Source organism: Nocardia paucivorans NBRC 100373 (genome assembly GCF_000308675.1).
Taxonomy (GTDB): domain Bacteria; phylum Actinomycetota; class Actinomycetes; order Mycobacteriales; family Mycobacteriaceae; genus Nocardia; species Nocardia paucivorans.
Map to the genome: position 1 here is coordinate 493,083 of NZ_BAGE01000018.1, position 18,550 is coordinate 511,632.

General features: G+C 67.3%; 19 protein-coding genes. 12 read left to right on the top strand and 7 right to left on the bottom strand.

The window, feature by feature from the left end; genetic code table 11:
• Positions 1-107 precede the first annotated feature (107 nt).
• From ON32_RS04440 to ON32_RS04455, 4 genes are all read left to right on the top strand, one after another.
• On the top strand, positions 108-1,343 hold the full coding sequence (locus ON32_RS04440; RefSeq protein ID WP_157224070.1) for a cytochrome P450 family protein: 1,236 nt from the start codon (positions 108-110) through the stop codon (positions 1,341-1,343).
• 178 nt (positions 1,344-1,521) lie between these two features.
• Entirely contained in the window at positions 1,522-2,544 is a 1,023-nt protein-coding gene (locus tag ON32_RS04445; RefSeq protein WP_373284271.1) for an NAD(P)/FAD-dependent oxidoreductase, read from the top strand.
• 267 nt (positions 2,545-2,811) lie between these two features.
• A complete protein-coding gene (locus ON32_RS04450; protein ID WP_040788766.1) occupies positions 2,812-4,170 on the top strand; it encodes an FAD-binding oxidoreductase in 1,359 nt (452 codons plus the stop codon).
• Between the two features lie 34 nt (positions 4,171-4,204).
• A complete protein-coding gene (locus ON32_RS04455; RefSeq protein ID WP_040788767.1) occupies positions 4,205-4,492 on the top strand; it encodes a GNAT family N-acetyltransferase in 288 nt (95 codons plus the stop codon).
• Between the two features lie 394 nt (positions 4,493-4,886).
• Here the strand turns inward: ON32_RS04455 and ON32_RS04460 are convergent, their stop codons facing one another.
• The 5 genes from ON32_RS04460 to ON32_RS04480 all read right to left on the bottom strand — a co-directional run bounded on the left by ON32_RS04460 (position 4,887) and on the right by ON32_RS04480 (position 8,932).
• Positions 4,887-6,047 carry an acyl-CoA dehydrogenase gene (locus ON32_RS04460; RefSeq protein WP_040788900.1) on the bottom strand — a complete coding sequence of 387 codons (1,161 nt, stop codon included), beginning with the start codon at positions 6,045-6,047 and terminating at the stop codon, positions 4,887-4,889.
• A gap of 147 nt (positions 6,048-6,194) precedes the next feature.
• Entirely contained in the window at positions 6,195-6,881 is a 687-nt protein-coding gene (locus ON32_RS04465) for a TetR family transcriptional regulator (RefSeq protein WP_040788768.1), read from the bottom strand.
• Between the two features lie 71 nt (positions 6,882-6,952).
• Positions 6,953-7,594 carry a Type 1 glutamine amidotransferase-like domain-containing protein gene (locus tag ON32_RS04470; protein ID WP_040788769.1) on the bottom strand — a complete coding sequence of 214 codons (642 nt, stop codon included), beginning with the start codon at positions 7,592-7,594 and terminating at the stop codon, positions 6,953-6,955.
• Between the two features lie 3 nt (positions 7,595-7,597).
• Positions 7,598-8,434 carry a maleylpyruvate isomerase family mycothiol-dependent enzyme gene (locus ON32_RS04475; protein ID WP_040788770.1) on the bottom strand — a complete coding sequence of 279 codons (837 nt, stop codon included), beginning with the start codon at positions 8,432-8,434 and terminating at the stop codon, positions 7,598-7,600.
• Between the two features lie 54 nt (positions 8,435-8,488).
• Positions 8,489-8,932, bottom strand: coding sequence for an HIT family protein (locus tag ON32_RS04480; RefSeq protein WP_051132829.1), 444 nt, complete (start codon positions 8,930-8,932; stop codon positions 8,489-8,491).
• Positions 8,933-9,176: 244 nt separating this feature from the next.
• Between ON32_RS04480 and ON32_RS04490 the strand changes: the two genes are divergently transcribed.
• The 6 genes from ON32_RS04490 to ON32_RS04515 all read left to right on the top strand — a co-directional run bounded on the left by ON32_RS04490 (position 9,177) and on the right by ON32_RS04515 (position 14,906).
• Positions 9,177-10,343, top strand: coding sequence for a Re/Si-specific NAD(P)(+) transhydrogenase subunit alpha (locus ON32_RS04490; RefSeq protein ID WP_051132861.1), 1,167 nt, complete (start codon positions 9,177-9,179; stop codon positions 10,341-10,343).
• Positions 10,343-10,678 (top strand): NAD(P) transhydrogenase subunit alpha part 2, encoded by a 336-nt coding sequence (locus tag ON32_RS04495; RefSeq protein ID WP_040788773.1) that lies wholly within the window; start codon positions 10,343-10,345, stop codon positions 10,676-10,678. The genes ON32_RS04490 and ON32_RS04495 overlap by 1 nt, the downstream gene beginning before the upstream one ends.
• 3 nt (positions 10,679-10,681) lie before the next feature.
• Positions 10,682-12,100 carry an NAD(P)(+) transhydrogenase (Re/Si-specific) subunit beta gene (locus ON32_RS04500; RefSeq protein WP_040788774.1) on the top strand — a complete coding sequence of 473 codons (1,419 nt, stop codon included), beginning with the start codon at positions 10,682-10,684 and terminating at the stop codon, positions 12,098-12,100.
• 119 nt (positions 12,101-12,219) lie between these two features.
• Complete coding sequence (locus ON32_RS04505; RefSeq protein ID WP_040788902.1) at positions 12,220-13,362, top strand: DUF5925 domain-containing protein; 1,143 nt, start codon at positions 12,220-12,222, stop codon at positions 13,360-13,362.
• Positions 13,363-13,449: 87 nt separating this feature from the next.
• Positions 13,450-14,427, top strand: coding sequence for an AraC family transcriptional regulator (locus ON32_RS04510; RefSeq protein WP_040788904.1), 978 nt, complete (start codon positions 13,450-13,452; stop codon positions 14,425-14,427).
• A gap of 38 nt (positions 14,428-14,465) precedes the next feature.
• A complete protein-coding gene (locus ON32_RS04515; RefSeq protein WP_051132830.1) occupies positions 14,466-14,906 on the top strand; it encodes an acyl-CoA thioesterase in 441 nt (146 codons plus the stop codon).
• A 9-nt stretch (positions 14,907-14,915) separates the two neighbouring features.
• Here ON32_RS04515 and ON32_RS04520 read toward each other — a convergent pair whose 3' ends face one another.
• Both ON32_RS04520 and ON32_RS04525 read right to left on the bottom strand, forming a co-directional pair.
• Entirely contained in the window at positions 14,916-15,731 is an 816-nt protein-coding gene (locus ON32_RS04520; protein ID WP_040788776.1) for an SDR family oxidoreductase, read from the bottom strand.
• Between the two features lie 55 nt (positions 15,732-15,786).
• On the bottom strand, positions 15,787-16,281 hold the full coding sequence (locus ON32_RS04525) for an Lrp/AsnC family transcriptional regulator (RefSeq protein WP_040788777.1): 495 nt from the start codon (positions 16,279-16,281) through the stop codon (positions 15,787-15,789).
• Between the two features lie 147 nt (positions 16,282-16,428).
• Here ON32_RS04525 and pdhA point away from each other — a divergent pair, with 147 nt between their 5' ends.
• The gene (gene pdhA, locus ON32_RS04530; RefSeq protein ID WP_051132831.1) at positions 16,429-17,562 is read left to right on the top strand and encodes a pyruvate dehydrogenase (acetyl-transferring) E1 component subunit alpha; all 1,134 of its coding nucleotides are present in this window, start codon (positions 16,429-16,431) and stop codon (positions 17,560-17,562) included.
• A complete protein-coding gene (locus ON32_RS04535) occupies positions 17,559-18,533 on the top strand; it encodes an alpha-ketoacid dehydrogenase subunit beta (RefSeq protein WP_040788778.1) in 975 nt (324 codons plus the stop codon). Before pdhA ends, ON32_RS04535 begins: the two co-directional genes overlap by 4 nt.
• Positions 18,534-18,550: the final 17 nt, after the last annotated feature.

The window sequence follows — 18,550 nt, forward strand, 5'->3', positions numbered from 1 at the left end:
CCGATCACCGGAGGTTCGCTCGGCCGTATTCCCGCTCGTGACCCGACCGCATAATCGGGCCGTACGTTCGACGGTTCGGTTCATGCGGGTGTGAGGTATCGGTGGCGGTGGAATTTCCTTTTGCCGAGGTGACGGCGAATCAGCTGTCGTTCGCGGAGCGGGACGAGCGGTATCGGCAATTGCACGAGTGGTCGGAGCCGACCTACCGGCACGCGTCCGGTTTGCGGATGATCTGGCGCTACGACGATGTGCGGGAGGTGCTCGAGGCCGCTGCGCCGGGAATATCCAATGACAACTCGTTGGATCCACTGGTCGGCTTTCCCCGTATCGCGGCGACGCCACGGGCCATACCGCATCTGCTGCGGCATCTGGTCCCGCTTCCCGCCGAGGCCACGGCGAATCTGACCGACGAGCGGCTGCACAAACAGGTGTGGGACACCATGGCCGGGCCGACGGGTCACTTCACCGTCGCGGCCGGTGTGCGCGAAGCGCGAGCCGCGGAGCTGACCGAACACTTCCGGAGGGCGCTGGCCGAACTCGGCGACGTCGAACCGCTCGATGTGACGGCGCTGTCGATCTCCTATGCCGCGCGGGTGACCGGTTCGGCGGTGGGGCTGCGGCCCGCGGATCTGTCCCGGGTAGCGGTGTGGAGCGGTGCCCAGTCGGGCCTGCTGGGCAGATATATGCGTGGACGGGAACTGGCCACGGCGGTGGGTGCGCTCGGGCAGCTGTTCACCGTGTCCGCCCGGACCGTCGCACAGGAGTCGGTGGACGGATCGTCGACCTTCGCCGGCCGGCTGCGGGAGGCGGGAATTCCCCGCCGGGTCGCGGTGTCGGCCATGGCGAACTCGTTGGCGGCGGGTGTGCACACTATCAGCGGCAGCATTCAGCAGGGTGTGCAGCGGCTACTCGGTGGCCCGAACCGAAGCTGGTGGCATTCGCTCGCCGACCAGCGGTCGGCGGGACGGATTGCGGTGAAGATCCTACAGCTCGATCCCGGTCTGGTGGCGTGGAAGCGCCGCGTGACCCGGCCGGTGACGTTGAGCAGTGGCACCGAGCTCCCGCCGGGCCCGGTTCTGGTGATGTTCGCCGCCGCCAATCGGGATCCCGCGGCCTTCCCCGACTGTCTGGAGTTGGGTCGTGGCGGAAAGCTGCCGTTGACCTTCGGTTTCGGTCGGCATGTCTGTCCGGGTAAACAACTGGCCACCCTGGCCGTCGAGGTTTTTCTGCGCGAGCTGGCCGCCCTGGCGCCCGATGCCGAACTCACCGCCCCCTCCGCGGGCCCTCGCCCCGCCGACCTGCTGTTCAGCGGTGCCGATATCGCCTTGGTCCGCGCTCGGTAAACCTCCCGTTCGCGATGGTCGGCCCGGCCCGAGCGCATCCGGTTGCGTGCAGCCGATCTCACCGGCCGAGTGATGCCGGGCCGATAGGTCCGGGTGGTTTCCGGATGCCTCCTCTTTGCCGAATTGGCAAATTTTCTTGCCATATCAGCCCGGGGTTCGGATAGTCGTCACCGAGGAGGTGGTTCGGGTGACCGAACGAACGAACGACGATTACGACGTGGTGGTGGCAGGCGGTGGCGCCGCCGGCCTGAACGGGGCCCTGATGTTGGCGCGTGCGCGGCGGTCGGTGCTGGTGATCGACGCCGGTGAACCGCGTAACGCCCCGGCTTCGGGGGTGCACGGGTTATTGGGGCGGGAAGGAATGCCCCCGACGGAACTCCTGGAGCGGGGGCGGACCGAGGTGCGCGGCTACGGCGGCCGGGTGGAGTCGGGGCAGATCGTCGCGGTGTCCCGGGACGCGGCCGGTTTCACGGTCACCCTGGCCGACGGCCGCGCGGTACGCGCACGGCGGCTGCTGATAGCGACCGGGCTGGTCGACGAACTACCGGATATCCCCGGCCTGCGACAGCGATGGGGGCGCGATGTCCTGCACTGTCCGTACTGTCACGGCTGGGAGGTACGCGACCGCGCGATCGGGGTGTTGAGCACCGGACCGATGTCGGTGCACCAGGCGCTGCTCTTCCGTCAGTGGAGCGAGGACATCGTCTTCTTCACTCATACTCGGCCCGAGCCGACGAAAGCCGAGGCAGAACGGCTGGCCGCCCGCGGGATCCGGGTGGTCGAGGGAGAGGTCGCAGGGCTGGACATCGTCGACGACCGGCTCGTCGGTATCCGCCTCGGCGACGGTGCGGTGGTTGCTCGGGAGGCCGTGGCGGTGACGCCGCGAATGGTCGCTCGGGCGGAGTTCCTGGACGGTATCGGGTTGCGGGCCGTGGAACATCCGTCCGGGGCCGGCCCGCACATACCCGCCGATGCCACCGGCCGCAGCGAGGTGCCCGGCGTATGGGTGGCGGGCAATGTCACCGATCCGTCGGCCCAGGTCGGCGCCGCCGCGGCGGCCGGGGCCTTCGCGGGCGCGCAGATCAACGCCGATCTGGTGGAGGAGGAAACCCAGCGGGCCGTGGCGGCCTACCGGGCCGGCTCCGCCCCGGGGACGAATGCGGCGCAGGGGCAACCGGTGACCGGGGCGGGCCGGCGCTGATCGGATATCGCGGCGTCGACGACCGCCGGAGCGGGACGTCCGGTGATTATCGCCGGGCCGTCGCGATCGGGGCGGGGGCGGGAGCGCAGGTGCCGGGTCGAGAGTCGGGACGCCGTTCTCGGTCGAGGGCCGGGATATCACCTCGGGCCGGGCATCGTTGCGAGGCGAGGCCGGGTGCGCCGGGTATTGCGCTGCGGGCCGGTCGGGTCCGGAACGATTCGGGCGCGGTCGGCGAATCGATCGGGCTCGGGGCGTTAGCGTGGACATGTGGATCTGCGCGAGTTGATCGCTCGACTACCGGACGGCGCCGTAATCACCGACCCCGACCGGCTCACCGGGTACCGGCAGGATTGGGCGAAGGACCCGAATGCCGGTACCCCGGCGGCGGTGGTGCGGGTGCGCAGCACCGCCGAGGTGTCGGCGACGCTGAAATGGGCCGATGAGCACCGGGTTCCGGTGGTGCCGCGTGGTGCCGGGTCGGGATTGTCCGGTGGTGCGACCGCGCTGGACGACGGAATCATCCTGAGCACCGAGCTCATGCGGGATATCACGGTCGACCCGGTGACCCGGACCGCCGTGGTGCAACCCGGACTGCTCAATGCCGAGGTCAAACGGGCCGTCGCCGCCCACGGGCTGTGGTATCCCCCGGACCCGTCGTCGTTCGAGATGTGTTCGATCGGCGGTAACGCCGCCACCAACGCGGGTGGTCTGTGCTGTGTGAAATACGGGGTGACCACCGACTACGTGCTCGGTATGGAGGTGGTGTTGGCCGACGGCACCCCCGTGCGACTGGGCGGGCCGCGCTTGAAGGACTCGGCCGGCCTGTCGTTGACCAAGCTGTTCGTCGGTAGCGAGGGCACCCTCGGTGTGATCACCGAACTGACCCTGCGCCTATTGCCCGCGCAGCCACGGCAGAGCACCGTGGTGGCGTCCTTCCCGACGCTCTCCCAGGCCACCGAGGCAATTCTCGCCATTACCGGCGCGCTGCGCCCGGCCATGCTCGAGTTCATGGACACCGTCGCCGTCAATGCCGTCGAGGACGAACTGAGGATGGGATTGGACCGCACCGCGGCGGCGCTACTGGTCGCTCGCTCCGACGCCCCCGGCGAACATGCCGGTCACGAGGCCCGCCTCATGGCCGAGGTCTGTGAGAAGTCCGGGGCCACCGAGGTTTTCCACACCGACGACCCGGAAGAGGGAGAGGCGTTCACCGCCGCCCGGCGGTTCGCGATCCCCGCGGTGGAACGGCTGGGTCCGCTGCTGTTGGAGGATGTCGGGGTGCCGCTGCCCCGCCTGGGTGAGCTGGTCGCCGGAATCGCCGATATCGCCGAACACAACGACGTCATCATCTCGGTGATCGCGCACGCCGGCGACGGCAACACCCATCCGTTGATCGTGTACGACCCCACCGACCCGGATCAGACCGTTCGCGCGCACCGGGCGTTCGGCGAGATCATGGATCTGGCCATTACGCTCGGCGGCACCATCACCGGGGAACACGGTGTGGGCAGGCTCAAGAAGGCATGGTTGCCGGACCAGGTGGGGCCGGACGTCATGGAATTGACCCGCCGCATCAAGGACGCCCTCGACCCGCACGGCATCCTCAACCCGGGTGCCATCCTCTGATCATTCGAATCGACCGCCGACCAGGAGCCCGCACGTGAGCACACGGATCGAACACAACACCGCCGACACCCGCTACGAGATCTATATCGACGACACCTTGGCCGGCTATGCCGATTACGCCGAGAACCCGGCCGACAAGGTGCGAAACTTCCACCACACCATGACCTTCCCCGAATTCCGGGGCCGCGGTGTCGCCGCCCGAGTGGTGGAGTACGCACTGAACGACGCCCGTGCCGCGGGCTACACCGTTATTCCCTCCTGCTGGTACGTGGAGGATTACATCGGTGCACATCCGGAGCACGCTGATCTGGTACAACGCTGAGCGCCAACGGTTTTCGAGTATTCCGCGACGGAACCCGCGCGGGCCCGGCCATTCGGTCACGTACGGCTTCGCGTGAGGTGGTGTGAGCACACCTCGTTCCGAGGGCGGAGGACCTGGTCCTCACTCCGCACCCAGGAAGGAAGTGTGGGTCATGGAAGACGCCGTAAATCCACGGGTGGGCACCTCAAGAAGAATGCCCCGGTCAACCGGGCTGCCGTCGCGATCGGCATTGCCTCGATGACCGGGGCGACTTCGGGTTGGTCCGCCGGTTGCGGGCCGAACGACCTATCGGGTGGGGCACCGCGGGAACGGCGCCCCACCTCCGGCATCACTCATGTGACACGGCCGATGATGCACACGCCCTGCCGGATGGTGTGGTGATGTAACGGTCCTGTCAGCCCTTGAGCAGGGCGCGGGACATGACGACGCGCTGGATCTGGTTGGTGCCCTCGTAGATCTGGGTGATCTTGGCGTCGCGCATCATTCGCTCCACCGGGAAGTCGGTGGTGTAGCCGGCGCCGCCGAACAGCTGCACCGCATTGGTGGTGACCTCCATCGCCACATCCGAGGCGAAGCACTTGGCGGCCGCGGAGATGAAGCCCAGGTTCTTCTCACCGCGCTCGGCCCGGGCGGCGGAGGTGTAGACCATCAGTCGGGCGGCCTCGATCTTCATCGCCATATCGGCCAGCATGAACTGGGTGTTCTGGAAGTCGGCGATGGACTGGCCGAACTGCTTGCGCTCCTTGGTGTAGGCGAGGGCGGCGTCGAGCGCGCCCTGGGCCAGACCCACCGCCTGCGCGCCGATGGTGGGGCGGGTGTGGTCGAGGGTCTGCAGGGCGGTCTTGAAACCGGTGCCCGGTTCGCCGATGATCCGGTCGCCCGGCACTCGACAGTTCTCGAAGTACAGTTCGGCGGTGGGGGAGCCCTTGATGCCGAGTTTGTGCTCGAGTGGGCCGACCACGAAGCCCTCGTCGTCCTTGTGGACCAGGAATGCGGAGATGCCGTTGGCGCCCTTGTCGGGATCGGTTACGGCCATCACGGTGTACCAGGTGGATTTGCCGCCGTTGGTGATCCAACACTTGGAGCCGTTGAGGATCCAGTCGTCGCCGTCCTGCTTGGCGCGGGTGCGCATACTCGCCGCATCGGAACCGGCCTCGCGTTCGGACAGGGCGTAGGAGGCCATCTCGCCGTTGACGATATCGGGCAGCACCTTCTGCTTCAGCTCCTCGGAGCCGTTGAGGATCAGGCCCATGGTGCCGAGTTTGTTGACCGCCGGAATGAGCGAGGAGGAACCGCAGACGCGCGCGACCTCTTCGATCACAATGCAGGTCGCCACGGAGTCGGCGCCCTGGCCGCCGTAGGCCTCCGGCACGTGCACGGCGTTGAAGCCCGCGGCATTCAGTGCCGCCAGTGCTTCTTCGGGGAAGCGCGATTTCTCGTCCACCTCCTTGGCGTAGGGGGCGATCTCCTTCTCGGCCAGGCCGCGGATGGCCGAGCGGAGTTCCTCGTGGAAGTCCTCGAGTTTGAACAGGTCGAAATCGGGATTTCCCGCCATCGGGCACACTCCTGGGTCCGGTTGCTGCGCTGTACAGGGTATCGATAGTAACCGGCACTCAGTGCCAGCCATGTGTCCACTATACGCCTTTATCGTGGCCAGTGCGGGTTGCCTATCTGACACTGAGTGCCAGTATGGGTGGGTGTGCTATGCGGGGTCCAACCGTCGACGCAGTAGATCGGCGACCTGCCGGGGCGGCATGCTCCGGGGGAAAACGGCCACCACCAGCTCCTCGTCCTCGTCGCGGCGGCGGTCTCCCCGAGGAATGGCGGCCAGTTCGGCCCGCAGATCGGCCGGACCTGCCGCGGACTCGCCACGCACCATCCGCCGCAGCAGATAGTTGTGGGTCGCCGTCACGGCGGCGGTGAACTGCACCCGCGCCAGATCCGACGAGTCGGGCAGTCGCTCGCGCAGATAGTCGGTGAACAACCGTTCGTACCGGAACACCGTGACGATCTCCCGATCCCGAAGGGCGGGAACCCTCCGCACCACGTGATAGCGCCGCACCGCGATATCCCGCCACTGGATGAACCGCTCGAAAACCTGCACCACCGCCTCACAGACCGCCTCCCATGGATCGGCGTGCGGCAGGGTCAGGTACTCCGCCGCCGCGGCCAGCTGCGCCTCGTGATCGGCGAAGATCACGTCTTCCTTGGATCGGAACTGTCGAAAGAAGGTGCGCCGCGAAATCCCCGCCGCCTCGGCGATCTCGTCCACCGAGGTCGCCTCGTACCCCTGATCCGCGAACAACCGCAAGGCCTCATCCACCACGGCCAGCCGAAACCGGACCGGTTGCGCACCGGTGCGAGCGCGAGCGATTTCCTCATTGCCCATGGCGCAACCGTAGCGACCGCGATCGCCGACCCGCCGATATCGGTATCACGGCCGGGCCCGGTATGCCGCGCTCAGCTCGTGTGGCAGTGGATATCGTCGCCGTTCACCACTACGGCGTCGTTATCGGTGAGCGCCCAGTGCGCGATTCCGCGTTCTCGGTAGTGGGCGGCCAAGGCGTTCCCGGCGCCGTCGGGGTCGGTGGGGGAGTTCACATGCGGGACGATCGGCCGGTCGATCAGTCCGAGTCCGTCCCACAGCGGCTCCATCCCGCAGGTCGGCGGCACCTCGGCCGGGTCGTCGGCCGCTTCCAGGCCGTGCAGGTCGGGACACAGCAGACAGGCGCCCGCGCTGTAACCGGCGTACACCAGCGCGTCGGCGGCGAGCAGACGCGGGATGATCCGGTCCGCGCCGCTGCGGGCGAACTGGGCGCGCAGGACGAAGGTGTTCCCGCCGCGCACCCAGACCAGTGGAAAACCGCTCAGCTGTCGTTCGAGTTCGGCGGGACGACCGAGGTAGTCGCGCAGATCGATCTCCCGCGGGACGAACCCCAGCCGGCGCAGCGGCACCATTTCACTCGTCAGGGCGCCCTCGCGGGCCTGTGGCCAGGCGTCGCAGGCATTACCGATCACCGCGACCGGGCCCGGGGTGCCCACCAGCGCGGCGAACTCGTCGTAGTGCGCACCGAAGCGGTAGCTGGAAAGGAACAGTCGCACGGCTCAAATGGTGAACGCCAGGTTCCGGACCAGCTGCCGGCCCAGATCGGAGTCGCCTCGGAAACGGATCCGGCCGAGTTCGGAGTCGGCGGTCACCCGGCCGCCGCCGAGTCGCATCAGTAGGCCGGAGTCCATCGCGATGGTGACGGTGGGGGATTCGTCGAGTTCGTCGACATAGCGGGCCCGACCGTTCACCCGAATATTGAGGGTGCGGGCCAGGGGGCCGGTGAGTTCGAAGACGATTCGCGAACCTTCCGGCGCCTTCCCGAGTTTGACCAGGACTCGGGGTAGGGAGACGGAGAATTCCGCGAAGGCCATCTCGGCGCGTGGCCCGCCCTCGTTCACCTGCACCTGTAGGGCGTCGGCGATATCGAGTTCGTGCATCCAACAGTCGAACAGCCGCACCCGCATGAAGCGGGCGTACGGAACCTCGCCCACCGGTGAGGGCGACAGGGCCAGCCACTGTTCGTCGTCCATGGCGGCCAATGCGTCCAACCGGCGTCGGGTGACCTCCCGGAACCGTTGCAGCAGTTGCTCCCCGGACAGGGAGCGCAAGCCGCGAACCCAGGTCTCGTTGAGCACCGCGACCTCGTTGCGCACATGGGGCAGGCTCTGCACCTCGACCTGGGCCTGTTTCGGGTCCGGTGCGGGCGGTTGCTCACCGAGCAGTAGTGATTCCGTGCCGACGATATGGGCGAGGACATCGAACGTGGTCCAGCCGGGCAACGGTGACGGCGTGCGCCAGCGGTGTTCGTCGAGTCCGGCCAGCAGTTCGGTGAGGGCATCCCATTGGTCGGACAGCAGGGCGATCATCTCGGCCCGAGCCGGGGTGTCGGTCATCGAATTCCTTCTTCGGCTGGTGTTGGGGGGTGTTCGTCTCGGCCGGTTCGCCGGCTACCGGGTCGATTCCGGGTCGTCGAGGGCGGCCAGGCCGGCACGGATGGTCGCGGCCGTGGTCTCGGGATCGTACGGTCGGCGCAGTAGGAATCCGGCGGCGAGGCGCAGTTTGTCGCCGTGTCGGCGCGGGATGACGTGTAGGTGCACGTGGCCGACGGTCTGGAAGGCAGCGGTGCCGTCGTTGAGGACGAGGTGGGCGCCGTCCGCGGCGGGTTCACCCCGCCGTACGGCCTGGGCGAGGCGATGCCCGACCCGGAAGATGTGCGCTCCGGTTTCGGCGTCCAGGTCGTCGAGCTCGCGCGCGTGGCGTTTGGGAACCACCAGGGTGTGGCCACGAGCGATGGGTCGGATGTCCAGAAAGGCGAGGACGGTCTCGTCCTCGTAGACCTTGGTCGCCGGTGCGGCGCCCGCCGCGATTCGGCAGAAGACACAGTCGCTCACGGTGCCGACCTTACGGCGTACGGGCGGAATGCGGCACCCCGAACGGCATTGTTCTTCGTAGGTGGTTCTTCGTAGGTGGTTCTTCGCAGATGAACCGTGGTGACCGGATCTCGCGTTCCGTCGAGTGTGACGTACATCTCGGATATGCTCACCGCCGGCCGGATACAGTTGCGAGAATTTCGGTAGAACTTACCCACCGGTCGGTTCGGTGATGGAAGCACAGCAGGAGAAGGAAGTCGGACAAGTGGAGACAACGCAGAACCGAAGCGACCAGGCGTCGCACGGGGCGCGTGTCGGAGTCGTACGCGAAACCGCCGCGGGTGAGCGGCGGGTCGCGTTGGTGCCGAAGATCATTCCCGCCCTGGTGAAACAGGGTGTGGAGATAGTGGTCGAAGCAGGCGCCGGCCTGGGTGCCCTCATCCCCGACACGGCCTACGAACAGGCGGGTGCCACCATCGGCGACCCGTGGCAGGCGGATGTGATCGTCAAGGTCGCCCCGCCGAGCGCCGAAGAAGTGGCGAAACTGTCCGCCGGCCAGACCCTCATCGGGTTCCTGGCCCCCCGCAATGCCGACAATCGGATCGCGGAGTTGCGGGCCGCCGGAGTGCAGGCGTTCGCGGTGGAGGCGATTCCGCGGATCTCCCGGGCGCAGGTGATGGACGCGCTGTCGTCGCAGGCCAATGTTGCCGGTTACAAGGCGGTGTTGTTGGCGGCCTCGGAGTCGACGCGGTTCTTCCCCATGCTCACCACCGCGGCGGGGACGGTGAAGCCCGCGACGGTGCTGGTGCTCGGCGTCGGAGTGGCGGGTCTGCAGGCGCTGGCCACGGCCAAACGGCTGGGCGCGCGCACCACCGGTTACGACGTGCGGCCCGAAGTGGCCGACCAGGTGCGCTCGGTGGGCGCCCAATGGCTGGACCTGGGCATCGACGCCGCCGGTGCGGGCGGGTATGCCCGCGAACTCACCGACGAGGAGAAAGCGACCCAACAGCAAGCGCTCGAGGACGCCATCAAAGGCTTCGACGTCGTCATTACCACCGCGTTGGTGCCGGGTCGTCCCGCGCCGCGGCTGGTGACCGCCGCCGCGGTGCAGGGAATGAAACCGGGCAGTGTGATCGTGGACCTGGCCGGGGAGACCGGCGGTAACTGCGAACTGACCGAACCGGGCCGGACGGTGGTGAAACACGGAATCACCATTGCCTCCCCGTTGAACCTGCCTGCGACCATGCCCGAACACGCCAGCGAGCTGTATTCGAAGAATATTGCCGCGCTGTTGGAGTTGATGCTGGTCGACGGCCGAATCGCTCCGGACTTCTCCGACCGGGTACTGGCCGACGCCTGTGTCACCCGCTCCCCGGACGACGCCGGGGAACCGGAGCCCGCCGCCGAACCGACTACCACAGGGGCCGAGTGATGTATACCGAGCTATTGGCGAATATCGCGATCCTGGTGCTGTCCGGATTCGTGGGCTTCGCGGTCATCTCCAAGGTGCCCAATACCCTGCACACCCCGCTCATGTCGGGCACCAACGCCATTCACGGCATCGTGGTGCTGGGCGCGCTGGTGACATTGGGTCGAATGGAGAACCCATCGATCGGCGTGCGGATCATCCTGTTCGTGGCCCTGGTGTTCGGAACCTTGAACGTGGTCGGTGGTTTCGTGGTCACCGACCGCATGCTGGGCATGTTCAAGGGGAAAACGGCCGTGAAGGCGAGCGCGGCCGACGGTTCCGCGAAGACGGGTGGCTGAACCATGGACAACCTGGTCAATATTCTCTACATTCTCGCGTTCGCGCTGTTCATCTACGGTCTGATGGGCCTGACCGGCCCGAAGACCGCGGTGCGCGGCAACTGGATCGCCGCGGTGGGCATGGGCATCGCCGTGGTGGCGACCCTGATCGCGGTGCGCGATACGAACAACTGGATCCTGATCGTCGCCGGTCTCGTCCTCGGTGTGGTGTTGGGGGTGCCGCCCGCGCGGTTCACCAAGATGACCGCCATGCCGCAGTTGGTGGCGGCGTTCAACGGGGTCGGCGGCGGCACGGTCGCGCTGATCGCCTGGGCGGAATTCATCGACACCACCGGTTTCTCGCGGTTCCAGCACGGTGAGGAACCCACCGTCCACATCATCGTGGGTTCTCTGTTCGCCGCCATCATCGGTTCGGTGTCGTTCTGGGGTTCGCTGATCGCCTTCGGCAAATTGCAGGAGATCCTGCCCGGCCGCCCCATCGGACTCGGGAAGCTGCAACAGGTGGTGAACCTGTTGCTGCTGGTGGCGGCCATTGCGGCGGCCGTGGTGATCGGCCTGGGCGCCGCCGACGGCGGGGTCTCGCAGTGGTGGATGATCGGGCTGCTGGTCGCGGCGGGTGTGCTGGGACTCATGGTGGTGTTGCCGATCGGTGGCGCCGATATGCCGGTGGTCATCTCGCTGCTCAACGCGCTCACCGGTCTGTCGGCCGCGGCCGCCGGTCTGGCATTGAACAACACCGCCATGATCGTGGCGGGCATGATCGTCGGCGCCTCGGGCACCATCCTCACCAACCTCATGGCCAAGGCCATGAACCGGTCCATCCCGGCGATCGTCGCGGGCGGTTTCGGCGGCGGCGCGGGTGCCGTGGCCGGCGCCGGTGGGGAGCAGAAGCAGGCCAAGGCCACCTCGGCCGCGGATGCCGCCATCCAAATGGCCTACGCCAACCAGGTGATCGTGGTCCCCGGCTACGGTATGGCGGTGGCGCAGGCCCAACATGCGGTCAAGGAGATGGCCGAGCTGCTCGAGGCCAGAGGGGTGGAGGTCAAATACGCCATCCACCCGGTCGCCGGTCGGATGCCCGGACATATGAACGTGCTGTTGGCCGAGGCCGAGGTGTCCTACGACGCCATGAAGGAAATGGACGAGATCAACGGCGAATTCGCCCGCACCGATGTCGCCCTGGTGATCGGCGCCAACGATGTCACCAATCCGGCGGCCCACGAGGACGCTTCGAGCCCGATCTACGGTATGCCGGTACTCAATGTCGATCAGGCCAAGAGTGTGATCGTGCTGAAGCGGTCGATGAACTCCGGTTTCGCCGGTATCGACAATCCGCTGTTCTACGCCGACCACACCTCCATGCTGTTCGGCGACGCCAAGAAGTCCGTCGGTGAGGTCACCGAGGAACTCAAGGCGCTGTAGCGGCGGTCGTTCGCCTCGGCCCTCCCACCGCGCCGGTCGGGAGGGCCGAGGTGTTTCACCGGTCGGGCATCGGAAAATCCGTGGACGAGACGGTGGCCGCGCACCGATCATGGTCGGCGATGTCGAAATCCCAAGAGCCGCTGCGGTTGATCGAACGCGCATTTCCCACCACCGACCCGCTCCACGGTCTGAACTGGACCGTCGCCCTCGATTCGTACACCTCTCAGCGCGATGTGCTCGACATGCTGGCGATGTCCCCGTTCGCCCGTGGTACCCAGCCCTACTACCGCAAACTGCAGTTGGAACGGGTGCGTCCCGAGGCGCCGCTGTGCCCACCGGGTTCGGAGATCGCCCGGCAGATCACCGAATCCGATACCTCCGCCATTCTCGTGCTCGGGGAGGGCTGGACCCTGCGCGCCGACCGCTGGCCGGATAAATCGGCGCAGGTGGAGGTCGTGGCCGTCACCGACGAACTGGCCGAACGGATCGTCACCGAGGCCACTCGGGATGCGGTGGACGAGCCGGGCTCCGACGAAACCACCGTCAAGATGGGTTTCTGGCATCAGGACGATCAGGGCACCCGCCGTCGCGTGCTGAATGTGACCACCCCGGAGTGGGCCGAGATCCGCGGTAACTACGGCGCCGACGCGGCACGGGCGCTGGACCGGCTGATGGCGCTGCGACCGAACGATATTCGCGGTCGACTCCTGTTGTTGCACGGGCCGCCCGGCACCGGCAAGACCACCGTATTGCGGGCGTTGGCCCGTTCCTGGTCGAAGTGGTGCCAGGTCGACTGCGTCCTCGATCCCGAGGTGCTGTTCGCCAAGCCCGGGTATCTGATGCGGGCCGCGATGGGCGTCGAGGGCGATGACGAGGAGACGCCGAACCGCTGGCGGCTGCTGGTCCTGGAGGACTGCGACGAGTTGATTCGCGGGGAGGCGAAGGCCTCGGCGGGGCAGGGACTTTCCCGCCTGCTCAATCTCACCGACGGCATGCTCGGACAGGGCAGGGACGTATTGGTCGCCATCACCACCAACGAGGACCTGTCCCGGCTGCATCCGGCCGTCACCCGTCCCGGTCGCTGCCTGGCTCAGTTGGAAATCGGCAAACTGTCCGCCGTCGAGGCCCGCGCCTGGCTCGGCGATGCCGGGACCGCGATCCCGGCCGACGGCACCACCCTCGCGGAACTGGTCGCGCTGCGCAACGGGGTGGACGGTATCGCGGTGCACGTGGAGCGGCCGGACACCGGGATGTACCTGTAGGAGCGCGTCGGCCGATAGGCCCGTCGCGGTCGATTCGCGGTGGTCGTCGACCGGTCGCCGCCCTGCGCACCGGACTATCGTCATGAGGTGGACACCTTGGCCGGTTTGTTGGAGGGACCCCGGGCGCGGGGCGCGTTTCTGATGCGATCGGTGCTCACCCCGCCGTGGTCGTTGCGTATCCAGGACCGGGCGCCGTTGACCCTGGTGGCAATGGTCCGGGGCGGTGCCTGGGTCATCCCCGACCCCGACGGTTCCGACAGTGCCGCGCCCCCGGAACCGCGGCGGTTGAGTACCGGTGATGTGGCGGTTTTCCGTGGCCCGCGGCCGTACACGGTGGCCGACGATCCGGCCACCGAACCCCAGATCGTCATTCATCCCGGCCAGGTGACCACCACCCTGGACGGTGAGGTGCTCTGCGAGACGTTGAGTCTCGGGGTTCGGGAATGGGGCAACGATCCCGACGGGGAGACCATGATGGTCACCGGCACCTACGAATCGGCGGGCGCGGTGAGCGAGCGCCTACTGCGGGCATTACCGTCGATGTTGGTGGTGCCGCGGGACGTCGGCGACGATCGGTTGTCGACGCTCCTGGCGGAGGAGACGGTGAGGGACCGCCCCGCGCAGAGTGTCGTCCTGGACCGACTGCTCGACCTACTGCTGATCGCCACCCTGCGTACCTGGTTCGCCGATAACGACGCCCCCGCCTGGTATCAGGCCTACGGCGATCCGCTGATCGGCAGAGCGCTGCGATTGCTGCAACACAATCCGGCGCACAACTGGACCGTCGCCGAGCTCGCAAGTGCGGTCGGCTCTTCTCGGGCGGCGCTGGCCCGGCGGTTCACCGAACTGGTCGGTGAACCGCCCATGGCCTTCCTCACCCGGTGGCGACTGGAGTTGGCCGCCGATCTGTTGCAGAGTTCCGACGCCACAGTCGAGGCGATCGCCCACCGGGTGGGGTACGGGAGCGCGTTCGCGCTGAGCACCGCGTTCAAACGGCATTTCGGGGTGAGCCCGCGGGACCACCGGCGGAGAAGCCCGGCGCCCCCGGTGAGGTCGATCGGGTGACGTGAGGGTCGGTCGGTCGCGCCGGTATCGTCGGCCGGATGACGCAGCAGTACCCGGTGCTCTGGCCGATTCCCACCCGATGGGCCGACAACGATCACTACGGGCACGTGAACAACGTGACCTACTACGCGTATTTCGATACCGCGGTCAACGCCTGGCTCATGCACGCCACCGGCACCGATATCCGCAAGCTGCCCGCCATCGGGATCGTCGCGCAGACCTCCTGCCAATTCCATGCCTCGCTCAGCTTCCCCGATATGCTTCGGGTGGGGTTGCGGATCGCGCGGCTCGGACGGTCGAGTATCACCTACGACCTGGCCATATTTCGGGAGACGGGCGAGGAACAGCCATTGGAGTTGGCCGCCACCGGGACGTTCGTCCACGTCTACGTGGACGCGGAAACCCGTAAACCCGTGGAGATCCCGAGTATTGTCCGCTCCGCCGCGAAAGCGCTGGTCACCCCGGAGACCGAGCAGTAACGGCCGCGGTCACGAATCCGTGTTCCCGAGTGATTCCTGGAATCGGCGCATACCCCGGAGCCAGCGCTCGTAGTCCGAGCCCTTCTGCTGATACATCGTCAGTACCTCCGGGTGCGGCAGGATCAGGAAGCGTTCCTCCGCGACACCCGTGAGGACGGTATCGGCGACCTCGTCCGGGGTGAGCACGGCGCCCGCGGTTTTCACCGCCGCAACCGCCAGCCGTCCCGCTTCGATATTCTCCGGGTCGATCATGCCCTGGTGCAGCAGCGGTGTGTCCACACCCATCGGGCAGACGCAACTCACCCGCACCCCCTGGTCGCCGTAGGTGACCGACAGCCATTCGGCGAATCCCACGGCGGCGTGTTTGGAGACCGAGTACGGAGCCGACCCGAGCTGAGTGAGTAGCCCGGCCGCCGATGCGGTGCTCACGAAATACCCTTCACCGCGCTCCACCCATTCCGGCACCAGCAGCCGCGCGGCCCGCACATGCGCCAGCACATTGACCTCCAGCGCGGTCGTCCACTGCATGTCGGTGCTGTCGAGCCCCGGACCGCCGGTGACCCCGGCATTGGCGAAATAGACGTCCACCGGACCGAACTCGGCCCGTGCCCGGTCGATCAGGTCACGGATGACCTTCTCGTCGGAGACGTCACCGCCCACCGCCACCGCCGCGGACCCGATTCCGGCGGCCACCGCTTCGGCCGCTTCCGTATCCAGATCGGCCACCACCACCCGGGCCCCGCGCTCGGCCGCCCGACGCGCCAGCGCCGCTCCGATACCCGATCCGCCGCCGGTGACGACGGCGACCTTCCCAGCAATATCCATATCCGCACCCTACGGGTGTGTTCGATGCCGGTGATGTCGGCGGACCCCGGCGTGGTCAGCTCGACTCGATTCGGCGGCGCAGGAGCGGGGCGATACGTGGGCCGACCAGTTGCCGCATGATCAGCGCCATATTCGTGCGCTGGACACCGGGGATCTTCAGGATCTGGCCGGTGATGCGGTAGAGGTCGTCGGCGTCGCAGGCGACCACCCGGACGGTGAGATCGGTGGGGCCGGTCATCCCGCACACCTCGGTGACCTCCGGGATCTCGGCCAGTTCGTCCACCACCGGGTCGAGGCGGTGCTGGTCCACCACCACCGCGACGAACGCGTTCAAAGGGTAGCCGAGGGCGCGCGGTTCGATACGACGTTCGAAGCTGCCCAGCACCCTGCTCGCCTCCCAGCGGGCCAGGCGGGCCTGCACGGTATTGCGGGACAGACCGAGTCGGGCGGCCAGTTCGACCCCGGTCGCGCGGGGGTTGTCGATCAGTTCCAGCAAAAGCCGCGCGTCGGTGGCGTCGAGGGTCGGCTCGGTGGTTTCTCGACTGGGCATACAACGCAGTATGACAGCCCTGATGGGGAGAAAAACGAGCATTCTGCTCAGTTGTTCGGACAACACTTGCGCAGATCGCTTTATGGGGCATGCTGTGTGTTACAAGCCACACAATGGCCGGTGCTCGTGTCGAGGAGGCGATTACCCATGCCTGGCAAACACGAATACCCCGTGCAGTTGGTACAGCCCGACGGACGGCGTGTGTTCGATCCGGAGTACGCCGAGCCGGTCGCCGATATCGGTCCCGACCGGCTGTGGTCGCTCTACGAGGACATGGTGGTGGCCCGTCGGATCGATACCGAGGCCACCGCATTACAGCGGCAGGGCCAACTGGGGTTGTGGGCCCCGCTGCTCGGTCAGGAGGCGGCCCAGGTCGGCTCGGCATGGGCGTTGACCCCCGACGACTACGTGTTCTGCAGCTACCGTGAGCACGCCGTTGCCTACTGTCGCGGTGTCCCGCCGACCGACCTCACCCGTATGTGGCGTGGGGTGTCGCATTCCTGTTGGGACCCGGCCGCGGTGAACATGACCAACCCGGCGATCGTGGTCGGCTCCCAGGGATTGCACGCCACCGGCTATGCCTATGCCGCGCAATTGGACGGCGCCGAGATCGCCACCATCGCCTACTTCGGCGACGGGGCCACCAGTCAGGGCGATATCGCCGAGGCCATGGTCTTCGCGGCGAGCTGGAGTGCGCCGGTGGTGTTCTTCTGCCAGAACAACCATTGGGCGATCAGCGAACCCGTCCGGTTGCAGAGCCCCACCCCCATCGCCCATCGGGCCCACGGCTACGGCATCCCTGCCACCCGCGTCGACGGCAACGACGTGCTGGCGGTGCTGTCGGTGACCCGGCAGGCGGCGGCCCGGGCCCGCGCCGGTGGTGGGCCGTCGTTCGTGGAGGCGATCACCTATCGGATGGGCCCGCACACCACCGCCGACGATCCGACCCGTTACCGCACGGCCGCCGAGCTCGAGCAGTGGGCGTGTCGCGATCCGATCGACCGGATACGTCGGCTGCTGGAGCGGGAGGACCTGTTCGACCCGGCCAGGCAGCGGCAGGTCGACGAACGCGCGAACGAGGTGGCCGAGCAGGTGCGTACCACCACCATCGGTATGCCCGACCCCGACCCCATGCGGTTGTTCGACCACGTCTACGCCACACCACATCCGCTGCTCGCCGCCCAGCGACAGGAATACGCCGAATATCTGGCCGCCGACCCGGCCGATGGAGACATCCCCCACCAGACGCCCACCCGGCGCGCGGAAGGAGTCCGGTCATGATCACCACCTTCGCCGCGGCGCTCAACGCCGGACTGCGCCGAGCACTCGAGGACGACCCGAAAGTAGTGCTCATGGGGGAGGATGTCGGTCATCTCGGCGGTGTGTTCCGGGTGACCGACACCCTCCAGAAGGATTTCGGCGACCGACGCGTGATCGACACCCCGCTCGCCGAATCCGGCATCGTGGGAACGGCTTTCGGGATGGCGCTGCGCGGATACCGGCCGGTGTGCGAGATCCAGTTCGACGGGTTCGTCTACCCGGCCTTCGATCAGATCGTGTCCCAGGTCGCCAAGATCCACTACCGGACCCAGGGGCGGGTGCGGGCTCCCCTCACCATCCGTATCCCGTTCGGCGGCGGTATCGGCTCGGTGGAACACCATTCGGAATCCCCCGAGGCCTATTTCGCCCATACCGCCGGACTGCGGGTGGTGACGCCGAGTAACCCCGCCGACGCCTACACCATGATTCGGCAGGCGATCGCCCTGGACGATCCGGTGATCTTCTTCGAACCCAAACGCCGCTACTGGGACAAGGCCGAGGTCGACCCGAACGCCGCGGCCGAACTCCCGTTGGACCGCGCCCGGGTCTGCGTGCCCGGCACCGACGCCACCCTCGTCGCCTATGGCGGCACGGTGGCGACCGCCCTGACGGCGGCGCAGATCGCGGATGAGGAGGGTATCTCGCTGGAGGTCATCGATCTGCGCAGCCTGGCGCCATTGGACATCGACACCGTGGCGGACTCGGTGATGCGCACCGGCCGGTTGGTGGTGGTGCACGAGGCGCCGGTTTTCGGCGGTCTGGGCGCGGAGTTGGCGACCCGGGTCACCGAACGCTGCTTCTACCACATGGAGGCACCGGTTCTGCGCGTCGGTGGCTTCGATATCCCTTACCCCCCGGCTAAGCTCGAGAAGCATCATCTGCCCGACCCGGATCGGATTCTGGCCGCGGTCGACCGTTCGCTCGCCGCCTGACCGACGACACCCAGCCG

Coding starts and splice junctions, on each gene's coding strand:
- ON32_RS04460 (WP_040788900.1), bottom strand. CDS start 6,047: ATGGCGGGAAATCCCGATTTCGACCTGTTCAAACTCGAGGACTTCCAC.
- ON32_RS04465 (WP_040788768.1), bottom strand. CDS start 6,881: ATGGGCAATGAGGAAATCGCTCGCGCTCGCACCGGTGCGCAACCGGTC.
- ON32_RS04475 (WP_040788770.1), bottom strand. CDS start 8,434: ATGACCGACACCCCGGCTCGGGCCGAGATGATCGCCCTGCTGTCCGAC.
- ON32_RS04495 (WP_040788773.1), top strand. CDS start 10,343: ATGTATACCGAGCTATTGGCGAATATCGCGATCCTGGTGCTGTCCGGA.
- ON32_RS04500 (WP_040788774.1), top strand. CDS start 10,682: ATGGACAACCTGGTCAATATTCTCTACATTCTCGCGTTCGCGCTGTTC.
- ON32_RS04505 (WP_040788902.1), top strand. CDS start 12,220: ATGTCGAAATCCCAAGAGCCGCTGCGGTTGATCGAACGCGCATTTCCC.
- ON32_RS04515 (WP_051132830.1), top strand. CDS start 14,466: ATGACGCAGCAGTACCCGGTGCTCTGGCCGATTCCCACCCGATGGGCC.
- ON32_RS04520 (WP_040788776.1), bottom strand. CDS start 15,731: ATGGATATTGCTGGGAAGGTCGCCGTCGTCACCGGCGGCGGATCGGGT.
- ON32_RS04525 (WP_040788777.1), bottom strand. CDS start 16,281: ATGCCCAGTCGAGAAACCACCGAGCCGACCCTCGACGCCACCGACGCG.
- pdhA (WP_051132831.1), top strand. CDS start 16,429: ATGCCTGGCAAACACGAATACCCCGTGCAGTTGGTACAGCCCGACGGA.
- ON32_RS04535 (WP_040788778.1), top strand. CDS start 17,559: ATGATCACCACCTTCGCCGCGGCGCTCAACGCCGGACTGCGCCGAGCA.